The organism is Ruegeria sp. D1(2025) (assembly GCF_056536425.1).
This window is the reverse complement of record NZ_JBQFPO010000008.1, coordinates 109,981-131,042: the sequence shown is the minus strand read 5'-3', so window position 1 is coordinate 131,042 and position 21,062 is coordinate 109,981. Positions and strand designations below refer to the sequence as shown.

Sequence of the window (21,062 nt, the reverse complement as noted above, 5' to 3'; positions counted from 1 at the left end):
CTTTTTCGTCCTGATGCGGTGCAGCCGCCGGGGCCGCACAGGCGCTTATATCTGTTCATACATGCCGCGCCGGGCTATCTGGGCGCTGCGGACATGCCATTCCCCCCGCGCCATCACATGCCGTATGCCAAGGTTTTCGTCAAGAACCACCAGATCGGCGTCTTTTCCGGCGCTCAACCGGCCTTTTCCATGCAATTTCAGCAGGTCGGCGACATTTGATGTCAACGGGCGCAGAGCCTCATCCAGAGGTACGCCCATGCCCACCATCTCGGCCAGCGTTTCGGGCAATGTGTCAGACAGTCCAACGCCAAAACGGGTCAGATTGCCATCGTGGTCGAACGCGGGCAGGCAGCCGCCACCATCGGAGCTGATGGTGAAGCGGTCTGTCCGCCCGCCGGCATCACGAAACTGAACATAGGCTTCGGCAGCGGAAATGCCCGGATCGACATGCGCGCAAGGAAAGGCCGTGGCATCAATGAAACAGCCAAGACGGGCAAGGGCGACGGCCTGTTCGAACAGCGGCTTGTTGCGGTTGACATGGGTCGGATTGAAGACCCGGGCCGGAATTTCGCTGGTCTCGATCGCCTGTTCCAGCATCGAAAGCCCGCGCACGCCATCCCCCATATGGCAATGAACGATCCCGGCCTTGCCTGTCATCAACCCTGCAACATGCGCCTCGCTGGCAATGCGCAGGAACTCGTCCAGTGTCGGCTGGCTGGAGCGATGATCGCTGATCGCCAGTTCGCCGACTCCGATGACAGGGTCAAGGAACACGATGTCGCCACGGGCGGACCCGGTCAGCGTGGTCAGCGGGACGTGATAACCGCCCGTGTGGCACCAGGCCGAAAGTCCTTCTGCGCGAAGACCGTAGGCCTGCTGCACCAGTGTCTGCGTATTGCGGGTCAGATCGTCGGTCCCCAAAACCCCAACGACCGAGGTGACGCCCGCCCGCGTGAACGAGGACAATACCATCGGCGGCACCCGGCTGGCAGGCCCGGTTTCGCCGCCCCCACCCGTGATGTGGGCATGGCCGTCGATCAGACCGGGCACAACCGGCGCGCCTTCGGCATCCAACACGTCAACCTGCAACGGCCTGCCCAGATCAGGCAGGTACCGGCCCAGATAAACGATCTGTCCGGCAGCGACCAAAAGATGACCGATCCCAAAGTGCTCGGGTGTAAAAAGATTGGCATTCCTGATCAGGGTCAGCATATCTGCGGTCCGTCATATACAAAACGAACGTTCTTTATTTGACCCTTTCGCAAAGCTCAAACAGTTCCGTGCGATTGCCTGAGGATCATGTTCCGCCAGATTCAGTTCAGGAAGGTTTCGATTTTGTCCAGGGTGGCAACATTGACAGCCACCCCATCGGTCTTTGCCGCAGCACGCTTCGCGCCGCGACCGTCCCCCGGAAGGTGGGCGCCCGACTGCGCCCTGATTGCATCTACCAGCGCGCCTATCCCAGTGGCGAAACTGTCGCCCGATGTGGCGGCGGGATCGATCGCAATAAAGAACTGGCCTGTCTTGGGTGGGCCGCCGGCGGTACCCGAAAACGGCGATGCATGGATGCCTAAGGTGGCTCCGGTCAGCGCGGCGGCCATGACCTCGGTCAGCAATGCAACGCCCACGCCCTTGTAGCCGCCGGACGGCGCCATCGAGCCTTTGAGGCCGACATTGGGGTCGGTTGTCGGGTTGCCATCGGGGTCCAGCGCCCAGCCGACAGGAATGGCCTTGTCTTCGCGCGCGTGTTTCATCACTTCGCTTTTGGCGATGGTGCTGGCGCTCTGATCAATCAGCAGCGATGGCTGCCCGTCCGGGCCGGGAACCGCAACCGAGAACGGGTTGGTGCCAACCACAGGTTTCGATCCTCCGGATGGTGCGATCGAAGCGGGGGCGTTGGTAAAGCCCAGACCCACCAGACCGGCCTGCGCCAGCCGATATGTATGATATCCCAGAACGCCACAATTGTAGCTGTTGCGGATTGCAAGCACTGCCACGCCCTGCTCGCGGGCAGCTTTTGTCAGTGCCTCGAACCCGAGATCAATGGCGGAATGTGCAAAACCCGTCGCCGCGTCGACGTTGATGACACCGGGGCGCGGGCGGGTCAGAACAGGCTCGGCCTGACCATCCACCTTGCCGCACTGCACATGCTCGCAATAAATCGGGATATAGGCGAGGCCGTGGCTGGCAACGCCATCCGCTTCGGTTGCAGCGGTGGCCACTGCCAGCGGGCGGGCGTTGGCCTCGGTGGTGCCCGCAGCGACAAGCGCGCGAAAGGCCAGATCTTCGATTTCTGCGAGAGTCAGGGTGCGGGTCTCGATCATGGGTTTCTCTTCAGTCATTGTCGGAAAGCCCGGCACCAGCACCCAGAAGGCGGGAGGCTTCGGTGGCGGGGGCGTAGGTGCGGTAGGCAAACCTGTTCAGGGTCTCCCAATCCCCTGGGTTGGGGGTGGCGCGGGATCGCTGTGGCGCGATGCTGGTCAAATCGCCGCTTGGACGGATTTCAACGCGATCGGCACGATTGGGCAGCGCATCGGAGGTTGAAACAACGGCTCCGTCAGTAACAATCTCAGCGCCATCGCAGGTGATTTCAACACAAGAATCCAGTCGACGTGCTGCATAGGCCGCAAACGGCACCAGAAGGAGTGGGCACTCGACTTGCCGCAATACTATAGGGTCCGACTTCAGAATATGCGCGCTGTCGGATAGATATGCGCCGTTTGAAAGGGGACACGGACCGCGTTCGCCTGAACGGATCGTTTCTTGTTGCAGCAGCCGCGCCATCGCTTCGATACCGTCCAACCCCTGCGCGCAAAGCCAGCGTGTTGCCTTGCCGGCTTCCTCGGCCAGTCCCCAACTGTAGCCCGCGCCGCGTGCGGCCCGTTTGGCTGTGGCTTCAACCTCGTTCAGGGAATAGCTCATTCCACAGCCTCCGGGTAAACCCACAGATCCGCCGTTTGAGGCGTCAATTCCTCGGGGTAGGGCGCGCCTGAATACATGCAGATGCGAACCCATCGGTCTGACCGCGGATCGAAATGGGTTGCTCCGAAAAACGAGAGTTTGGCACGCAACATGTCGATGGGGAGAACTTCTGCACTGATCGTATTGTCACGGATTTCACCGTAGGGCGCGACGCATGACATCTGAGCCCGTCGAACCGTATGCCGGTGTTCCGGGTGTTGCAGCAGAAACTTAGCGATGGGTGCGTTGTCCTGCCAACAGGCAAGCTGCTGGCAGGCAAGCGCCGCATCACGTGCTGGTGCCAGAGGTTGCTCATAGTCCGAGATCGGCTCCTCGAACCGCTCACCCAATCTGGGTTCCAGCTTTTCTTCCGAGACATACCAGGCCCGGGCGCAATTCTGCGGGTTGGTCCAATCAACATCCAATGCCCAGTCGAAGCTTTCGCGGATCAGCGAACGGACCTGTTTCACCGTCATCGCGCCGTCGATCAGATGCGCCTGCGTGTTGCTGTCGGCCATGCAGCTTGCCAATCCATCCACAAGCTCGGGGTAGGGTTCCATGATCAGCGAGACGACCAGTTCCTGACCTTCTTCGCTGAGCGTGTTCTCTGACCAGCGCACAAGCCGGTCCCAGGGTTGGTTCTGCGTCAGGTCATCCTGTTCCAGATAGTCCGAGATGGCCTTCAGATCAGCGTTCAGATTCGCCAGTTTTTCCATCTGTATCGGGTGATCCGACCGCCACCATGAGGTCGACAGCATGCTGCGGTCAAAGATGTTCAGGAATTTTTGAACTTCGTCGCTGGATGCAGTTTCGATGCCGCGCACGCGGGCGATGGCCTCTTCCCGTGCCATGATCCAGTTGTTGAACAGGATCGGATGGTTGACGATAAACGGCGCCATTCCCAACCCTGTGGAATTGCCGATGCCCAGCCAGCGTGCGATTTGCGGGTCAAGCACCGCAGCCTGTCCATTGCCTTTGACATTCGCCATATGCTGTACCAGATCGCGCACAAAAACCCGGGTCAGGTAGACTGACAGCATCTCGATCTGGAACGGACCGCTGACTTCGGAACGATCTGCCGTTATCTCGCGATCCGCCGCGCCGAACTTACCGGAACCGTAAACCGCCGTGGTCCGCATCAGATAGCCGACCTTGTAAATCTGCTCCAGCTCGGGCTGTTGTCCGGCGGCAAGACTGTCGACAACATGGGCCCACAAGCGAACGGACCGGTTGGCCCGGGACAAGGACAGTTCGCTTTCGCTGACGCGCCCCGCCTCTTGCAGCGGGACATTCCTTGACAGTCGCGCGATATCCTCGGACGTCGGAACCCCGTCAAACAGTGTGAAAGTGGCATCCCACGCCTCGGCAATTACCCGGTCCGAGCGTTGTTCGGGCGGCAGGTCATGGGCAAACGCGACCAGAGAATACGCGCGCTCGGGACCGCAAGCGGTATAAACCGCATGGCCGACACCGTTGTCATCAATCTCAAAGACCGGGCGAGAGAAAACCCAGGCCTCCTCCGCCATGCGCCGCGTCAGTTGCCGCATGAAGCTGAGGCGACATTGATGCAGCGAGCCCAGGCGGGAAAGGCGCATCACCTTCGCAGGATCACGTCGCGCGATATCAGAGGCCGGGGGTGTCATGCGTGTTGAGGTCCGAAGCTTTCATTAAAGAACCGATACCAGTTAACGCCCATGATACCGGCAATTTCGTCTTCGCTCATGCCGACGGTACGCAATCCGGCCTCGATGTTGCCGAAATCGCGATTGTCGCGGAACCAGTCCGGCATCGGCGGAAAGCCGGGATTGCTGGCCGAGCCTTCGCCGTAATCGATCTCTTTCGTCCAGCGCCCTACACGCATCCATTCGACCACACTGTCGGGCTGGTCCTGGCACAGATCGGTGCCGATCCCCAGATGCTGAACGCCGTATGTGTCGGCGGTACGCGCGATCATCTCACAGAAACTTTCAATCGTGCATGCGGATTTGTCTTTCATGTGATGAGGGTAGACCGAAAAGCCGAGCATCCCACCATTTTCCGTCACCGCACGAATAACCTCCGCGCGCTTGTTGCGCAGGGCCGGAGACCATTCGTGCGGATTGGCGTGAGTGATGGCAATGGGACGCTCGGACAGTTCGGCGGCCTCGATGGTCGACCGGTCTGCCGAATGGCTCATGTCGACCACAAGGCCTACGCGGTTCATCTCTTTGATGACCTGTTTGCCCATGCGGGTAATACCGGTGTCTTCGGCCTCGTAACAGCCGGTCGCCAGAAGGGACTGGTTGTTGTACGTCAGTTGCATGAACCGCGCACCAAGGTCATGCAGGATTTCCACCAGCCCGATATCGTCCTCGATGGGGCTGGGGTTCTGAAATCCGAAGAACACTGCCGTCCGGCCGGTATCGCGGGCTGTGTCGATGTCGCTGGCCCAACGGCCTTTCATGATCAGGTCCGGATACTGCTCGAACCAGCGGTTCCACTTTTCAAAGTTCAGAACCGTTTCGCGAAAGTTCTCGTGATACGAAATGGTGACGTGGATCGCGTCCACACCACCTTCGCGCAGTTGGCGAAAAATCTTTTCCGACCAGTTGGCGTATTGCAGCCCGTCAATCCGCATCAGACGGGACCCGCGCTGATATAGGCTGTTTTGACGGTGGTGTAGAATTCGGCCGCCGCCTTGCCCTGTTCACGCGGGCCATACGAGCTGTCGCCGCGCCCGCCAAAAGGCACGTGATAGTCGGTTCCGGCGGTGGGCAGGTTGACCGTGACAACACCGGTACGTGCATTGCGGCGGAAGTGTGTGGCGCGGGCCAGCGACTTGGTGACAATGCCCGAGGTCAGGCCAAAATTGGTGTCGTTCACCACGCTAAGCGCTTCGTCATAGCTGCCAACTTTGATGACGCTGGTCAGGGGCGCGAACATTTCCTCTCGGTTGATGCGCAAATCGTTGGTCGTGTTCAGGAACACGCCGGGGGACATGTAGAACCCGTCATGCGGCATATCGAGCAACTGGCCACCACAGGCAAGCTCGGCGCCTTCGGATTTGCCAAGCTCCACATAGCTCAGGTTTTCCTTGAGCTGCTGCTGACTGACAACCGGCCCCATCTGCACCCCATCCTGCAGGGCATGGCCGACCTTCAAGGCCTTCGCACCGGCCACGAGCTTTTCGACAAACGCATCATGCACACCGGCATGAACGACCAGACGCGAAGACGCAGTGCATTTCTGGCCGGTGCCCCCAAAAGCGCCGCCAAGCGCCAGTGTGACGGCCAGATCCAGATCAGCGTCATCCATCACCGCCAGAGCGTTCTTGGACCCCATCTCCATCTGCACCTTGGTCAGGTTCTGGATGGCGGCAGCAGCGATGCCTTTTCCGACCGGAACCGAACCGGTGAACGAGATAGCGTTGACCTTTGGGCTTTCCACCAGCCGTTGGCCAATGGATCGGCCTGAGCCCATGACAAGGCTGAACAGACCCTTGGGGACGTCCTGCCGTTCGATGATTTCGGTCAGGGCCACAGCCGAGGCCGGTGTGATGTTCGCGGGCTTCCAGACAACCGCGTTGCCATAACACAGCGCCGGGGCAATCTTCCACGAAGCGGTCGCGGTTGGGAAATTCCACGGGCTGATGATCGCCACAACACCAACAGCTTCGCGGCGTACGTCAATCTCGACACCCGGTCGGACACTGTCTGCATTTTCACCGATCTGACGCAGGCATTCTGCGGCGTAATAGGTAAAGAACTGGCCTGCGCGATAGACCTCGCCCTTGCCCTCGGCAAGCGGTTTGCCTTCCTCTCGTGATAGCAGCGTGCCCAACTCTTCAGCGCGCGACATCAGCTCATTCCCGATATTCATCACAACGGCTTGCTTGCGCTCCGGCAGATAGGCCTCCCATTCGGCCTGCGCAACGCGCGCCTGATCCAGTGTCGCGTCCAACTGGTCCGGGCTGGCCTGCGCGAACATGCCGACCAGATCGCTCAGGTCCGAAGGGTTGCGGTTTTCAATTTCGCTTTCTCCCGCCAGCCATTCGCCGGCGATCAGGTTCAGTTTGGTCACAATGCGCCCCAGAGTCGAAAAACAGGATTTCTGACAGGATGGCTTTTTGCAGCAACATCAGTCAAACTCAAATAAGTGAAGAAAACTTCAGGAATCTTGAACCATGGCAATCAAGATCGAAACTTTGCGGTGTTTTTGCGCCGTAGCCCAAACCGGTCAGCTGAATGAAGCCGCCGACAGGCTTGGGCGGACGCAATCCGCCGTGTCGATGACATTGAAGCAATTTGAGGAACACCTCGGCAAAAAACTGTTCGAGGGCGAGCGCAAGAACCGTCTTTCACCTTTGGGGCAGCAGGTGTTCGAGCTTGCACTGAAACAGGTTCGTCAATTCGATCAAACCGTGCAGAACATTGAGGCGGCAGCGGATGCCGAACACGGCCTGTTGCGGATCGTTTCGGTCCCGTCGGTTGCGGCGCTGGTTTTCCCGGCGGCGCTGGCGCATATGACGCAGCGGTTTCCCGGCCTCAAAATCGAGCTGCGCGATACGGATACTCAGCAAGTGCTTGATGCGCTGGTCGAGGGCAAGGCTGATATCGGAATTGCCTCGGGCCACCACGCTCTGAACGGGTTCCGGGCGATTGCCCTGTTCGAAGACCTGTTCGGATTGGTTTGCGCGTCGGATCATCCGTTGATCAAAGCTGAAGCCGCACCAACAATCGATGATGTCGCATCGGCTCCGTTCATCCGGAACGCATTGTGCGGCCTGATCCGCTCGCAGCGATTTGTGCAGGCCATCGAAAGTGCGGATGTCACCATCCACAACACACACTCGCTTGTAACGATGGTGCGCACAGGCAGATGGGTGACGGTCCTTCCGCAAACCGTTGCCCGGTTCATCCCCGAGGCGACGGCCTTCCGGCCCATTTCGGACCTTGCAGACAAAAGGCAGGTCTATCTTTATGTCAGCGAACGGTCACGGTTTCAGGACATGACTGATGAAATCAGTGCCTTCATTCAGGGCCTTGATCTGGGAGGCGGGCAATAATGACACGGAAGACATGATGACTACAAACGCACCACAGTCTTGAAATGGAGACCCCCGCCGATGCCTGCCTGCAGGACCGGCGGAAGTCTCCAATAATACTCAGGACTTATAGGGGTCAGACAAAGCCGGCAGAACGGTTCCGACGCAATCACCGAACCCGATGACATACCCATCCCCTTTGGCCGCACCTTTCAGAGTCAGTGTATCACCGTCCTCGATGAAACTGCGTGTCTCTCCGCCGTCCAGCGTAAGTGGTTCCTTCCCACCCCAGCTGAGTTCCAGCAAGGATCCACGTTCGGGTTTTGTCGCGCCCGAAATGGTCCCCGACCCAAGCAGATCACCCGCATTCATCGGACAACCCGATGTGGAGTGATGGGCCAACTGTTGCGCAGCGGAATAGTACATCTCGTTGTAGTTCGTTCGCGCGATGGTGGTTGCTTCTTTGCCCTCGGGGGCCATCGTGACCTCCAGCTCGATGTTGTAGAGCATCGGGCCGCAATCCTTGAGGTGATCCAGCAATTCGAACTCACGCTCCGGTGTGTCACACCGGAAGGGTTCAAGCGCTGCCTTGGTGACGATCCAGGGGCTGATCGAGGTCGCGGTGGCCTTGGCCTGAAACGGGCCCAGCGGCTGGTATTCCCATGCCTGAATATCGCGCGCGGACCAGTCATTCAGCAGGACATAGCCGAAAATGTGGTCATCTGCCGCTTGAACCGAGATCGGACCATCGGACGGAGTGCCGACAATTGCCCCCATTTCAAGTTCGATATCGAACCGGCGGCTGGGCAAAAATGCGGGCAGATCCTGATCGGGCGATTTGAGCTGCCCCCAGGGGCGGCGAATATCGGTGCCCGAAACCACCACGGAGGAGGCGCGCCCGTTATAACCGATCGGGATATGAAGCCAGTTCGGCGGCAACGCGTTTTCGGGGCCACGGAACATTGTCCCGACGTTGAAGGCGTGATTCCGGCCCGCGTAGAAATCGGTGTATTCGCTGACCGCAAAGGGCATGTGCAACTCGGCCTCATCCTGTCGCACCAGCAGTGGCTCGACCTTTGCCTGTTCGTCCGACCCGTCGGCCAGCAGGGCGGTCAGCCGATCGCGCAATGCGCCCCAGACGGCCGGGCCTTCCTCCATCAGCGGGTTCCAAAAGGGCAAATCGAAAAGCGGCTCGTCACCCAAGTTGATCAGACCTTCGGCCTCGGCAGAGGTGACGTCCAGGATCATGTCTCCGATGGCGACGCCGCAACGGGGTTCTTCACCCTCGGTCGAAAAGACCCCATAGGGCAGGTTGTTCAGCGGAAACGGGTGCGTCGCGTCATTGGCCGAAGCCACCCAGGATTTTTTCAAAGGCATGGTCTGTCCTTTTTGTGTCTTGTGGCGTGATGCCGCCGTTATGCTGTCGGGCGGAGGGATTTCAACCCAAGCAGGATTGCCGCCAGTATCATGAAAATGCCGCCCGCCCGGTCAAGCCAAAGCCGCGCCTGTCCCCTGAGCCGTCTGGCCAGCCAGCTTGCGCTGCCGCCATAGGCCGAAAGGAACAGGCCGTCCATGACCAGATAGGTCGCCGACAAAACGGCAAACTGCGGCCAGAACGGGTAGGCGCCGTCGATGAACAACGGGAAAAGGGCGGCAAAGAAAACCACGGCCTTCGGGTTTGCCGCAGACGTGATAAACCCTTGCGCCCAAAGTGATTTCCGGCTGGTTCTGACGGCTTTCTGAAGCGTCTTGCGTTCAGCCCGCAGGATGGATCGTGCGCCAAGAAAAACCAGATACGCCACGCCGAGCCATTTGATCACGGTCAGTGCAATGCCCGATGTGGCAATCAGCGTCGCCAGCCCAAGACCCGCCGCCAGCATTTGCAGCAGATTTGCCGTCAGATCCCCCGCTGCCGTGAACAGACCCCGGGAAAAGCCGTTGGCCGCCGAGTTTGACAGCATCAGCAACTGGCTCGGCCCCGGAGTGCTCATCAACAGCAGGACGGTTCCGACATAGGTGATCCAGATGTCCAGGCTCATGGCTGACTACTTCTTTCCAGGCGTTCCATCGAACTTTTTCTCAAGCGAAGTCCAGCAATCGATGTAGTCATCCTGCAAGGGCGCCTTGTTGGCTGCGAAGGGTGTCAGATGCTGCGGGAACCGCGTTTCGAACATGAAGGACATGGTGTTGTCCAGCTTGTCCGGACCCAGGTTGGAATTCGATGCTTTTTCAAAGGCATCCTTGTCGGGTCCATGTGGCAGCATCATGTTGTGCAAGCTCATGCCGCCCGGAACAAAGCCCTGCGGTTTGGCGTCGTACTGACCGTAGATATTGCCCATCAGTTCGGACATGATGTTCTTGTGATACCAGGGCGGGCGGAACGTATCCTCCATCACCATCCAGCGTTCGCGGAACAGAACAAAGTCGATATTGGCCGTGCCGGGTTGCCCGGACGGGGCGGTCAGGACGGTAAAGATCGACGGATCGGGATGGTCGAACAGGATTGCGCCGACAGGGCAGTAATTGCGCAGATCGTATTTGTAGGGCGCGTAGTTTCCATGCCAGGCCACGACGTCCAGCGGGCTGTGCCCGATCTTTGTCGTGTGGAACTGTCCGCACCATTTGATGGTCACCGTCGATGCCGTCTCGCGATCTTCAAAAGCCGCAACAGGTGCCTTGAAATCGCGGGGATTGGCCATGCAGTTCGCGCCGATGGGGCCGCGGCCGGGAAGTTCGAACTTCTGCCCGTAATTTTCGCAGACAAAGCCGCGCGCCGGGCCTTCCAGCACTTCGACCCGATAAACCAGACCGCGCGGCAGGATGGCGATCTCTTTCGGCTCCAGGTCGATGATGCCCAACTCGGTCGCAAAGCGCAGGCGGCCTTCCTGCGGCACGACCAGCAATTCGGAATCGGCGGAATAGAAATAGTCATCCACCATGGACTCGGTGACCAGATAGATATGGCTCGCCATTCCGACTTGCGTGTTTACGTCGCCTGCTGTCGTCATGGTGCGCATTCCGGTCAGCCAGGTCAGCTTTTCCTGAGAGTGCGGGACCGCGTCCCAGCGATACTGGCCCAGGCTGATCACATCCGGATCAACACAGGGCGCAGATTTCCAGTGCGGCAGGTCGATCTTTTCGTAACGGTGTGAATGCTTGACCGAAGGACGGATGCGATAACACCAGGTCCGTTCGGGCGGGTTGGCGGTAAAGGCTGTGCCGCTTAACTGTTCGCCATAAAGGCCATAGTTGCATTTCTGTGGGCTGTTCATGCCCTGCGGCAGCGCACCCGGCAAAGCCTCGGTTTCGAAGTCGTTGCCAAAGCCGGGCATGTAGCCCGCGTGGGTCCCGACCGGAGTGCTGGCCTGGGTCAGTTTGTGTGGATCAGTCGGACGGTTCATCCTGTGTTCCTCCATTTGCTGCTTGTCGGGTAATAGTTGATTTTGTAACTAACAAGTATGGCAAAGCCCGATTCACACAAAAAAGATGACTTTGATCTGCAGGAATTCCTGCCGTTTCTTCTTAACATGGCTGCGGAAGAGGTTTCGCTTGAGTTCCAGCGCATTTACAAAGGTCGGCACGGCATGCTGCGCACCGAATGGCGCGTGCTGTTCCATCTTGGCAACTTCGGGGAAATGACCGCTAAGGAGATCGGCCAAAGGGCCAAGGTGCACAAGACCAAGATCAGCCGGGCGGTTCAGCGGCTGGAACAGCGCCGTTACCTGGCGCGCACCCAAAGCGACACGGACCGCCGGGTCGAGCATCTCAGGCTGACGGACGCCGGCACGCGCGTATATCGCGAACTGCGCGACATTGCCGAGCAATATGACGCAAAGCTTGCCAATGCGTTTTCCGATGACGAGGTTATCCTGTTGCGGCAAATGCTTCGGAAGCTGGCGGGAATGGTCTGAGCACTGGTAATTTGCCGTCCCTTACCCCAGATGATCAAGAGACTTCATATAGGACTTGAATATGACGGCCCCCGACACCGAAACGGCAAAAGCGGACTCTCTGATCGAATGGCTGGTCGACCGGGGGCTGGAAGGGGCCGGAAAAGAAGAGTTGCTGGACGGGTACTGCGCGCGACTGGTTGATCTGGGCGTGCCCCTCATGCGGTTTCACGCGGCGCAATCCGCCCTGCACCCGGTGTATGGCGGCACAGGATACAGCTGGTATCACGGGCATGGCGGTGACTATCAGAAGTTCGAGTATTCCGAAGAACCCAGCCCGCAATGGCAGCAAAGCCCGCTTTATGCGTTGATGACAGAGGACATGCAGGACCTGCGTGAACGGCTGGTCGATCAGAACACGCCCAGCCGTTTTCCGTTGCTCAATGAACTGCGCGAGCAGGGCGCCACGGACTATTACGCAACAGGCGTGTCTTTCGAGCGTCCCATGCGCGAGGCCCTGAAAGAACCGGACACCTCGGTTGACGGAGTACTGATGTCCTGGACCAGCGACGCGCCCGAGGGGTTCCGCGATCATGATCTGAACCTGATTAATTCCGTCTTGCCCCATCTGGGACTTGCGCTCAAATCGGCGTCCAATAGCCGGATGGCCAGGGATCTGATGCGCGCCTATCTGGGCCGGGACGCGGGGCGCCGGGTGCTGTCAGGGGAAATTCGCCGCGGTTCGCTACAGCAGATCGACGCCGTGATCTGGAACTTCGATCTTGAAGATTTCACCAGCCTGTCCGAGCAATTGCCCGGCCCGGAAATCATCGAAATGCTGAATGACTATCTGGCGGTTGTGGTGGCGGTCGTGCACGAATGCGGTGGCAATATCCTGAAATTCATGGGCGACGGGCTGATGGCCATGTTCGATGTCGGGGAAATCGACGAAGACGCGCGCGCCGCGCTGGCTGCCGTAGCGCTGTTGCAGGATCGAATGGCCGCAAGGAACGCGCAGCGGCAGGCAGAGGGTCTGCGCGTAGTTGGTTACACCCTGGCGCTGCACGCAGGTGAAATCCTCTATGGCAATATCGGGGCGGAAAACCGGCTGGATTTCACTGTGATCGGACCTGCGGTCAATCAGGCCGCCCGTATCTCCGGCATGCACCGGTCTCTGGGGCAGCGAATCCTGATATCAGACGACGTCGCCCGGGCCGCCGAGCCTTGCAGTCACGAGCTTGTATCGTTGGGCCGCTACATGCTGCGCGGTGTGACCGAGCCGAAAGAGCTGTTTACTGTCTACAGGGCCGCCGAATAACGGCGGCCCGTGGGATTGCGCCGGTCGTAGGATGTCATCCTTGTCCGGTCAGGTCCTGCGCCAACATCATGGCGTTGCCGTCCAAGTCGTAGAATGTGGCGGTGCTGACCATCCCCTCGATGGTTTCTGTGTCGCCGTCGAATTTGACCCCGGCCGTTTCCAGCGCGCCCCTTGCCGTTTTGATGTCGCTTACTCCAAATACAGGGACGGTGTTACCGGGCGCGGGTTCGGTCTGCTCGCCCAGCCCCAAGGTTACGCCGTCGGTCTTTGTCTGCATTTCGCTCCAGCCGGCCTCGTCAATGTGATGGATCAGCTCAAATCCAAGCATGTCGCTGTACCATTTGGCGCTGGCGTGACGGTCGCGGACTGAGATCGCAAGCGTGATCGTGTTTTCCAAAGAAACTGGCAGCATCGGTCTTTCCTACTATCTAATAATAAAGTAACTATACTTTATGGACACAAAGTCACTTGTCAAGCTTACGTCGCGGGCATGGTCGCTGAGCATTCTGGCAAAGCTGCACGCGGGCGTTCCGGGGCGGCAGGCACCGTTGATTGCGGCGACGGGGGCAAGTCGCAGTTCGTTTACCCAGAGCCTTGGGCACCTGATCGAGTTAAGGCTTCTTGAGAAAAACCCCGGCCACGGTCATCCACTGCGCCCCGAATTCCGGCTAACGCAGAGCGGTAAAGAAATGGCCGAGGTTGCAAGCAGAATTGTTAAGGCCGTGCCCGACGAAGACGACTTTGCCCTTCTGAGGCGAAGTTGGACCGTGCCGATTCTGGCCGTGACGCAAAAACCCCAGCGCTTTTCTGTCATAAAATCAGATCTGTCCACGATCACCGACCGCGCGCTGTCGAAGTCGCTCTATCTTTTGGAAACGCATGACTGGCTTAGGCGCGACATCGATGTCTCAGGCCGATCGCCCTTTCCGACCTACCTTGCCATCAATCGTGGCATCGAAGTCAACAAGGCGATCGCCCTGGCAAAATGATCAGGATGTTCAAGGCAGCGGTGAAGATGTGCCCCGTCAGAAGTCGATCTCGACCCCCGGCAGGTTCAGTTCTTTCATCATGTCGCGCAGCTCTTGTCGCGCGGCTATGTTCGAGATGTTCAGCTGTTTGACCCCGATATCCTTGAGGTCCAGCAGGGTCAGGCCGCGCGGAAACAGCTCGCGGAAAATCACCCGTTCGGAAAAGCCGGATGCAACCCTGAAACCGATCCTCTGAGACAGCATCTCGATCGCGCGCTGCATCTTTTCTTTGTTTACCATGCGCTGTGTGCCGACCCGGTTGCGGACCACAACCCAGTCGATGGGTTTCAGCCCGGCCTGCGCCCGCAGCTGACGCGCATTCCACACCATTTCCGAATAGACCGACGGCCCGAGGATCTTTTCACCCTTCGAGTCGATCCGTGCCAACAAGTCGAAGTCGATGAAGCTGTCGTTCAGCGGTGTGATCAACGTGTCGGCCAACGAATGCGCCACCTGGCTGAGGCGCGTGTGCGAGCCGGGGCAGTCGATCAGGATGAAATCGCTGTCGCTTTCCAGTTCAGCAACGGCGGCGGACAGGCGGTGGTCATAGATATTCTCGCCCGGCTTCAGCGTGGCCGCATCGATTTCGGGCAGGTCGTGATGACGCGGGCTGGGCAGGCTCAGGTCCGAACTTCTGAGAAAGTTCAGGCGGTTTTCGAAGTAACGCCCAAGGCTGCGCTGCCGCAGGTCCAGATCCAGTGTGCTGACCTTGTGCCCCAGCCGCGCCAACGCTGTCGCCACATGCATCGAAACGGTCGATTTGCCTGCGCCGCCCTTTTCGTTCCCGACCACAATGATATGTGCCATGCTTGTATTCCCAAGTCCCGCCGTGTTTGCCCACACGTTGTTTGTGGCCACTATATGTTGTGTTTGGTGGGAAGGAAAGAACCTCAAGCGGTGTATTGGCCTATTATTGGCGAGGAAACCGGAAAACAGCGCGGCGCGGGCGGGTTACGCCGTGCAACATGACGGGCGGCTTGTGCCGTTTCTCAGATTTGCCAAGGAAACGATGGGCCAAACACGCAAAAACAGCGCGTGGTTGCGAAGGCCGTGACCTGCACTTTCCCAGTGGGCTTTCAAGGTCAGTCGATGCCGGTTTCGTGACTTGTATACCTGTGGCACCTGACGGACAGTGCGTCGCAAACAGCTAAGCAATCAGCAAAGGACATCCTGAATGATCGGATATGTTACCATTGGTGTTTCCAACATGGACAAGGCCAAGGAGTTCTATACTGCGCTTTTCGCGGACAAAGGCGCGCAGGTTCTGATCGATGCCGGTCGGATTGCGTTCATCGGCAACGATCCGACTGCACCCATGCTGGCGGTTTGCGAACCCTATGACGGCGAAACCTGCGCGTCAGGAAATGGCAACATGCTGGCCTTTGCCGCCGAATCCAAAAATGCGGTCACCACCATGTATGACAGGGCCATCAGCCTTGGCGCGACGGACGAGGGCGAGCCGGGCCAGCGTGTGCCCGACCGCTTTTACGGCGCATATGTGCGGGACCCGGACGGCAACAAGCTGTGCTTTTACGTGTTCGGATAAAGCCCAACGCGCTCCACAAAAAAAGGCCGCCCAATGGGCGGCCTTCTGCATTCGGAACCGGTCAGGCCTAGAAGCCCAGACCTTCGTATTTTTTCTTGAACTTCGACACGCGGCCGCCGGCGTCCATCAGGCGCGACGAGCCACCGGTCCACGCGGGGTGCGAGGAGGGGTCGATTTCCAGAGCCAGCTGGTCGCCTTCGGCGCCCCAGGTGGATTTCATCTGAACCACGGTGCCATCGGTCATTTTGACGTTGATGACGTGATAATCGGGATGGATGTCTTTTTTCATCTTTCCGCTCCTTACGCCTCGGCGCCAGCCTTGGGCTTGTAGTTGGTGACTTCTGCGATACGCGCGGACTTACCACGGCGCGAGCGCAGATAGTACAGTTTGGCGCGACGGACGCGGCCACGGCGGACAACGGTGATGCTGTCGATGTTGGTCGAATGCAGCGGGAAAACACGCTCCACGCCTTCGCCAAACGAGATTTTGCGAACGGTGAACGAACCGGCGATGCCGCTGCCACCTTTGCGCGCGATGCAGACGCCTTCGTAGTTCTGCACACGGGTACGCGACCCTTCGGTCACTTTAAAGCCGACACGGATCGTGTCTCCGGCTTTGAAATCGGGGATGTCTTTCCCCAGGGCGGCAATCTGTTCCGCCTCAAGCTGTGCGATCAGGTCCATCGCAGGTACTCCTATCTGCTCGTGGTTGGTCCACGAAGTTTGGGCACGGCCTGAGAGCTCTTGGTCTTCACCGGGTCCTGCGCACAGCCCGCCAGAGGTCAGATCGAATGTTCCTTTGGTCTGGCTTGCCGCATCGCGTCCGGGCCGAAGAAAGCGGGACGTCACGCTGCGAAACAAACCAAAACACCGGAGTCGCATGACGCGGCACCGGATTGCGCTGCTTTAGGCGTTTTGGTGCCCGGGATCAAGCATGAATTGTCAATTTCTGAAAGTGTCCGGTGTGCAAGCGGTAAGTTTCCGCCGTCACGCAATTGTAGCGTTGTCTTATCACGCAGATTTGTCATTCTGAACCCAACAATACGAGCAGATATTTCAGGCAGGTTAGAATAATGCGCTTAGTGGTCTTACTGGCACTTATCGGGCTGACACTTGTATCATGCGGGCGGCGTCCTCCGCCACCACAGGTGGTCGAGCATTTCGAGGTAACGGACCCGAAACCGCCATTGGTTATTCACCCTCGCTTTGGCGATGCGGACCCTCATGAGTGGGAGGGGCGGCAACCCGGAAGCTACCCGGTCCATGGGCTGGACGTGTCGCGCTGGCAGGACTCGATCGATTGGCGCACTGCCCGCTCTGCCGGGGTCAGCTTTGTGTTCATCAAGGCCACTGAAGGGGGCGATTTCGCAGACCCGCGCTTCAACGAGCACCGGCAGGGCGCGCAGGCAGCGGGTGTGCCGTGGGGTGCCTATCACTATTATTACTTTTGCCGTCCTGCTGCCGAACAGGCCCGCTGGTTTATCCGCAACGTGCCCAAGGGTGCCGATCTGCCCCATGTTCTCGACATGGAATGGACGCCACATTCCAAGACCTGCACTTTGCGGCCCGATGGCAAAACAGTGCGGGCCGAGGCCGAGAAATTCCTGAATATTCTCGAGCGTCACTACGGGCGCAGACCGATCGTCTACACCACGGTGGATTTTTATCAGGACACCAATATCAGCCGCCTGCCCAAAACCGAGTTCTGGTTGCGTTCGGTTGCCGGGCACCCTCGCGACGTTTATCCGAATACGATCTGGCGTTTCTGGCAATACACTGGCACCGGGCTGGTCCCGGGGGTCCAGGGCAAGGTTGATATCAACACATTCAACGGAGAGCCGGAAATCTGGGCCCGCTGGAAGGCTGGAGGCAACTGAGTTTTCTTGGGGGGTGAGATCCGGACGTTTGCTTTTCCGAATTCCGGGTAACAGCAAAAGCACGGATGATCCGGTCAGGCTTGCCCATCTGGGCAGGCCTGTTTTGGTAGGTGTTTCAGCTATTTTCGTGCGAACTGCTTTCGCCTTCTGAAAGCACCAGAAAAGCGCCGAGCCCAAGTAAGACGGCGGGAACAATTGACAAAAAGCTCAGGCCGAAGGCCCATAAAATTCCGACAGCGGACAGGCCCATCAGGCCAGCTCCAACCTGCGCGTTCCTGCCGGCGATGCCTCCGCCCAGAAGGCCGGCGACCGGCAACACCAGCGACATGATGCTGTAGAACTGCGCGGATGACGCGCCTTGTTCATACCCGATGCCGCTGGACAACGAACCGAGGGCGGATGAGGCGCTGTAGCCCACCGCACCGACCAATAAGGCGATAACACCGCCGATAATTCCAAGTATCATTCCAGTTTTCATTGTAATCTCCTGCTTGAAATTGTTGGGCCTGAGACCCTGTTCAAACGCTAAGAGACCAACCGTCTGGCGGGCAATGATTTCGCAATGACAACTTTTGTAATCCGGTCAGATATCGTGTACCGATCGGGCAGGATATCCGTACTTGCAATGACTTGCCACGCGCATGCCGAGGCGGAGACGTTCCCCGCCACGGATGCCGTCAGGCAAGTGCACCCATCAATTCAAAGTCGGTTTGTAGCTTTCAACGGTACCGCCGCCGATAAGGTGGCTTAACCTGTTCTCGCGTTCCGTGCCGTAACTGTCGCCCAGCCAGAAGACTTCACCATCCGTCAGGTCACGGCGCTCAAAGCCGTGCTTGGCCAGGCAGCGGTCGACGCCGTCGATCTTGCCGTTTTCATAAATGGTGTCCTGATTCATCCCGACAATCGCCGGACCCAGAACGACGCCAACCAGAATGACACCAGTTGCATAGCCACCGACAACGGCACTGGTGCCGCCTGCTTCGGCATTGGCCGAGCAGCCTTGAACCGCCCTACGGGCAAAGGCAAGATCGTAGCCGGGCTTTACTGGGATAGACGGTCCGGGATTGGCGGCACAAGCACTCAAAACAAGCAATGCACCAAGCAATAACTTTTTCATTTTACAAACTTATTCACTCTTGGGAGGTCGATTCCGACCTGTATTCTCCAAGCTGAGTACCTGCATTTTCTAGCAACCTCAAAGTGAATTGGTTCATTGCTGCTTTCTGCGACTTTCTGGTCACAATCGCGCGGATGAGACGGCCAAGGAGGGGGGGCGATCGCATTCTAAAATGTCAGGGGATCGGTTGTCGAAACCCTGTGAAAAGTCCGGAAGTGTCGTTTTGAAATGGCAAAAGCACAACATTCCTGTGAATGCTGCAATTCGGTCTTTTTTCCGACCAATTCTTAATAGATAAATACGCATCGGTAACGTGTAGTTTGTTGAAAGGTCGGGCGGGCAGATGAGAACCGGACAAAACGGTCGCAAAGCTATCTTGTGGACACAAACTGAAATCGACGGGCTTGAGGCTGCGCCTCTGGAATCGTTGACGGTAGGTGCGGCATGGTCCTGGCGCGGCGTGGCACGTCGGCTGGACGTGGCTGCCGAGATGATGCTGGGCAAGGCAGAAAGCGTCGGCAGCAGGGTTGTTGCTGAAAGCGTATATTCCTCTTCGGAGATACCGGGTGATGCGTTCGGCACTGTTGTTCTGACCAACGGTGCACAGCAATATCGAGCGGAGTTGATTGTCCCCGAAGGTGAAGACGCGCCGACTCTGGTTTTTGAACAGGATTTCCCCGAGCGGGATCAGGATTACTGGGTCAGCGAAATCCGGGAAATCGGCCTGCCACTGGACGCCATCAATCACAACAACAGCACAGTTATCGCATTTCCGGCACGGAACGGTATACGGTAATATTCCCCACAATTGGTGCAACGGGCCGGCTGTTTCCCCGCTGGTTGAAAAATCAAAGACCCGAGACCTGTTGACTCTCCGAAATTCACGGATATAAGCGCGGCTTCATTGGTGTTGGTGGCCCCCGCAAGGGGATGCCTGTCATGGGGGAAACCTCAAGAGGACAACGCCCTTCATAGTGGCCTGAATGGGCCTCGACCTGAACGAAGGAGATCAGCCGTGACCAAACGCACGTCTGCCAAGTACAAAATCGACCGCCGGATGGGCGAAAACATCTGGGGTCGTCCGAAATCCCCGGTCAACCGTCGCGAATACGGCCCCGGCCAGCACGGCCAGCGCCGCAAGGGCAAACTGTCGGACTTCGGTCTGCAGCTGCGCGCCAAGCAGAAGCTAAAAGGCTATTATGGCGACCTGACCGAGAAGCAGTTCCGCCGCATCTACGCCGAAGCCGAGCGTGTCAAAGGCGATACCGGTGAAAACCTGATCGGCCTGCTGGAGCGTCGCCTGGACGCTGTAGTCTATCGCGCCAAGTTCGTGGCAACCGTGTTTGCTGCACGTCAGTTCGTGAACCACGGCCACGTCAAGGTAAACGGCCAGCGCGTCAACATCCCGTCCTACCGAGTCAAGGAAGGCGACGTGATCGAAGTGCGTGACAAGTCCAAGCAACTGGCCGTTGTTCTGGAAGCCGCTGCTCTGGCCGAGCGTGATGTGCCTGACTACATCGACGCCGACCATTCGAAAATGACCGCGACCTTCGTGCGCGCGCCGGGCCTGAGCGATGTGCCTTACCCGGTCGTCATGGAGCCGAACCTGGTCGTCGAATTCTACGCGAAGAACTGATCTTCGCCGATCCCAAGTTTCAAAGGCCGCGCTGTTCTGCGCGGCCTTTTTTTGTTGGGGGCTCTGCCCCCATCGCGGCAGGCCGCGCTTCCCCCGGGATATTTTTGGCCAGATGAAGTGCGGATCAGAGCGGTAGCGGACGCCCCTCGGCAATCGCTTCCATGGCGAAATACGAAGTCACGCTGTCCAGTTCCACCTTTTCGATCAGGCGCTGATAGACCTTGTCGTAAGATGCCATGTCCTGGGTCACCACCTTGAGCTGATAGTCATAGTCGCCGCCGATCCGGTGGAAATCCACCACTTCAGGGATGGTCAGGACGTGGCTGCGAAAAGCCTGCAGCCATTCCGTCGAATGGTGCCGGGTGCGCAGCATGACAAAGACAACTAGGCTGAGCCCCAGCTTTTCACGCGCGATCCGGGCACTGGAGCCTTGCAGCACGCCATCGTCGGTCAACGCCTTGAGGCGGCGCCAGCACGCATTCTGCGACAGGCCGACCCGGTCGGCCAACTCGCGTTGCGACAACGAAGCATCCCGTTGCAGCTCTTTCAGAATGCGTGTGTCTATTTGATCTAATTTTGAGGCCATTCCTGATCATATGACACAAAAAAAGAGAAAATGAAGCAAAAATAGGTGAAGTTTTTAGAGCAGGGTTCAATCACATTGGT

The 21,062-nt window shown here is 58.4% G+C and carries 24 protein-coding genes; 8 read left to right on the top strand and 16 right to left on the bottom strand.

Going from position 1 to position 21,062, the window contains the following annotated elements:
• Positions 1-45: 45 nt before the first annotated feature.
• From iadA to ACR1XU_RS17425, 6 genes are all read right to left on the bottom strand, one after another.
• The gene (gene iadA / locus ACR1XU_RS17450; protein WP_480907090.1) at positions 46-1,212 is read right to left on the bottom strand and encodes a beta-aspartyl-peptidase; all 1,167 of its coding nucleotides are present in this window, start codon (positions 1,210-1,212) and stop codon (positions 46-48) included.
• A 101-nt stretch (positions 1,213-1,313) separates the two neighbouring features.
• Complete coding sequence (locus ACR1XU_RS17445) at positions 1,314-2,324, bottom strand: Ldh family oxidoreductase (RefSeq protein WP_480907092.1); 1,011 nt, start codon at positions 2,322-2,324, stop codon at positions 1,314-1,316.
• A gap of 10 nt (positions 2,325-2,334) precedes the next feature.
• Positions 2,335-2,922 carry a DUF3726 domain-containing protein gene (locus tag ACR1XU_RS17440; protein WP_480907094.1) on the bottom strand — a complete coding sequence of 196 codons (588 nt, stop codon included), beginning with the start codon at positions 2,920-2,922 and terminating at the stop codon, positions 2,335-2,337.
• Positions 2,919-4,604, bottom strand: a complete 1,686-nt coding sequence (locus ACR1XU_RS17435) for a hypothetical protein (protein WP_480907096.1) — start codon at positions 4,602-4,604, stop codon at positions 2,919-2,921. The genes ACR1XU_RS17440 and ACR1XU_RS17435 overlap by 4 nt, the downstream gene beginning before the upstream one ends.
• On the bottom strand, positions 4,601-5,578 hold the full coding sequence (locus ACR1XU_RS17430) for a membrane dipeptidase (RefSeq protein WP_480907098.1): 978 nt from the start codon (positions 5,576-5,578) through the stop codon (positions 4,601-4,603). The genes ACR1XU_RS17435 and ACR1XU_RS17430 overlap by 4 nt, the downstream gene beginning before the upstream one ends.
• The gene (locus ACR1XU_RS17425) at positions 5,578-7,020 is read right to left on the bottom strand and encodes an aldehyde dehydrogenase family protein (RefSeq protein WP_480907100.1); all 1,443 of its coding nucleotides are present in this window, start codon (positions 7,018-7,020) and stop codon (positions 5,578-5,580) included. The genes ACR1XU_RS17430 and ACR1XU_RS17425 overlap by 1 nt, the downstream gene beginning before the upstream one ends.
• A gap of 103 nt (positions 7,021-7,123) precedes the next feature.
• On the opposite strand from ACR1XU_RS17425, the gene ACR1XU_RS17420 reads away from it, so the two are divergent.
• Positions 7,124-8,005: a LysR family transcriptional regulator gene (locus ACR1XU_RS17420; RefSeq protein WP_480907102.1), complete on the top strand. Its 882-nt coding sequence runs from the start codon at positions 7,124-7,126 to the stop codon at positions 8,003-8,005.
• 99 nt (positions 8,006-8,104) lie between these two features.
• Here ACR1XU_RS17420 and fahA read toward each other — a convergent pair whose 3' ends face one another.
• From fahA to hmgA, 3 genes are read right to left on the bottom strand one after another with little or no spacing between them, the layout of a single operon-like run.
• Positions 8,105-9,361 carry a fumarylacetoacetase gene (gene fahA / locus ACR1XU_RS17415; RefSeq protein WP_480907103.1) on the bottom strand — a complete coding sequence of 419 codons (1,257 nt, stop codon included), beginning with the start codon at positions 9,359-9,361 and terminating at the stop codon, positions 8,105-8,107.
• Positions 9,362-9,399: 38 nt separating this feature from the next.
• The gene (locus tag ACR1XU_RS17410) at positions 9,400-10,023 is read right to left on the bottom strand and encodes a LysE family translocator (protein ID WP_480907105.1); all 624 of its coding nucleotides are present in this window, start codon (positions 10,021-10,023) and stop codon (positions 9,400-9,402) included.
• 6 nt (positions 10,024-10,029) lie between these two features.
• A complete protein-coding gene (gene hmgA, locus ACR1XU_RS17405; protein WP_170807879.1) occupies positions 10,030-11,385 on the bottom strand; it encodes a homogentisate 1,2-dioxygenase in 1,356 nt (451 codons plus the stop codon).
• 57 nt (positions 11,386-11,442) lie between these two features.
• Between hmgA and ACR1XU_RS17400 the strand changes: the two genes are divergently transcribed.
• Complete coding sequence (locus ACR1XU_RS17400) at positions 11,443-11,895, top strand: MarR family transcriptional regulator (RefSeq protein WP_170614795.1); 453 nt, start codon at positions 11,443-11,445, stop codon at positions 11,893-11,895.
• Positions 11,896-11,956: 61 nt separating this feature from the next.
• On the top strand, positions 11,957-13,192 hold the full coding sequence (locus ACR1XU_RS17395) for an adenylate/guanylate cyclase domain-containing protein (protein ID WP_480907107.1): 1,236 nt from the start codon (positions 11,957-11,959) through the stop codon (positions 13,190-13,192).
• Between the two features lie 34 nt (positions 13,193-13,226).
• On the opposite strand, the gene ACR1XU_RS17390 is transcribed toward ACR1XU_RS17395, so the two are convergent.
• Complete coding sequence (locus ACR1XU_RS17390) at positions 13,227-13,604, bottom strand: VOC family protein (RefSeq protein WP_170614793.1); 378 nt, start codon at positions 13,602-13,604, stop codon at positions 13,227-13,229.
• Positions 13,605-13,644: 40 nt separating this feature from the next.
• Between ACR1XU_RS17390 and ACR1XU_RS17385 the strand changes: the two genes are divergently transcribed.
• Positions 13,645-14,181, top strand: a complete 537-nt coding sequence (locus ACR1XU_RS17385) for a winged helix-turn-helix transcriptional regulator (protein ID WP_170614792.1) — start codon at positions 13,645-13,647, stop codon at positions 14,179-14,181.
• Positions 14,182-14,217: 36 nt separating this feature from the next.
• On the opposite strand, the gene ACR1XU_RS17380 is transcribed toward ACR1XU_RS17385, so the two are convergent.
• Positions 14,218-15,027, bottom strand: a complete 810-nt coding sequence (locus ACR1XU_RS17380) for a division plane positioning ATPase MipZ (RefSeq protein ID WP_170614791.1) — start codon at positions 15,025-15,027, stop codon at positions 14,218-14,220.
• Positions 15,028-15,394: 367 nt separating this feature from the next.
• Between ACR1XU_RS17380 and ACR1XU_RS17375 the strand changes: the two genes are divergently transcribed.
• The gene (locus ACR1XU_RS17375) at positions 15,395-15,766 is read left to right on the top strand and encodes a VOC family protein (protein ID WP_480907109.1); all 372 of its coding nucleotides are present in this window, start codon (positions 15,395-15,397) and stop codon (positions 15,764-15,766) included.
• Positions 15,767-15,833: 67 nt separating this feature from the next.
• On the opposite strand, the gene rpmE is transcribed toward ACR1XU_RS17375, so the two are convergent.
• Complete coding sequence (gene rpmE / locus ACR1XU_RS17370; RefSeq protein WP_170428949.1) at positions 15,834-16,055, bottom strand: 50S ribosomal protein L31; 222 nt, start codon at positions 16,053-16,055, stop codon at positions 15,834-15,836.
• Between the two features lie 11 nt (positions 16,056-16,066).
• A complete protein-coding gene (rplS, locus tag ACR1XU_RS17365; RefSeq protein WP_170328369.1) occupies positions 16,067-16,450 on the bottom strand; it encodes a 50S ribosomal protein L19 in 384 nt (127 codons plus the stop codon).
• Positions 16,451-16,839: 389 nt separating this feature from the next.
• Between rplS and ACR1XU_RS17360 the strand changes: the two genes are divergently transcribed.
• Positions 16,840-17,643 (top strand): glycoside hydrolase family 25 protein, encoded by an 804-nt coding sequence (locus ACR1XU_RS17360; protein ID WP_480812328.1) that lies wholly within the window; start codon positions 16,840-16,842, stop codon positions 17,641-17,643.
• 115 nt (positions 17,644-17,758) lie between these two features.
• Here the strand turns inward: ACR1XU_RS17360 and ACR1XU_RS17355 are convergent, their stop codons facing one another.
• Positions 17,759-18,121 (bottom strand): hypothetical protein, encoded by a 363-nt coding sequence (locus ACR1XU_RS17355; RefSeq protein ID WP_480524256.1) that lies wholly within the window; start codon positions 18,119-18,121, stop codon positions 17,759-17,761.
• Positions 18,122-18,337: 216 nt separating this feature from the next.
• The gene (locus tag ACR1XU_RS17350) at positions 18,338-18,760 is read right to left on the bottom strand and encodes a hypothetical protein (RefSeq protein WP_480907111.1); all 423 of its coding nucleotides are present in this window, start codon (positions 18,758-18,760) and stop codon (positions 18,338-18,340) included.
• A 343-nt stretch (positions 18,761-19,103) separates the two neighbouring features.
• Between ACR1XU_RS17350 and ACR1XU_RS17345 the strand changes: the two genes are divergently transcribed.
• A complete protein-coding gene (locus tag ACR1XU_RS17345) occupies positions 19,104-19,556 on the top strand; it encodes a hypothetical protein (protein WP_480907113.1) in 453 nt (150 codons plus the stop codon).
• 219 nt (positions 19,557-19,775) lie between these two features.
• Positions 19,776-20,396, top strand: a complete 621-nt coding sequence (gene rpsD, locus ACR1XU_RS17340; protein ID WP_170614785.1) for a 30S ribosomal protein S4 — start codon at positions 19,776-19,778, stop codon at positions 20,394-20,396.
• A 124-nt stretch (positions 20,397-20,520) separates the two neighbouring features.
• Here the strand turns inward: rpsD and ACR1XU_RS17335 are convergent, their stop codons facing one another.
• Positions 20,521-20,982, bottom strand: coding sequence for an Lrp/AsnC family transcriptional regulator (locus tag ACR1XU_RS17335; RefSeq protein WP_480524263.1), 462 nt, complete (start codon positions 20,980-20,982; stop codon positions 20,521-20,523).
• Positions 20,983-21,062: the final 80 nt, after the last annotated feature.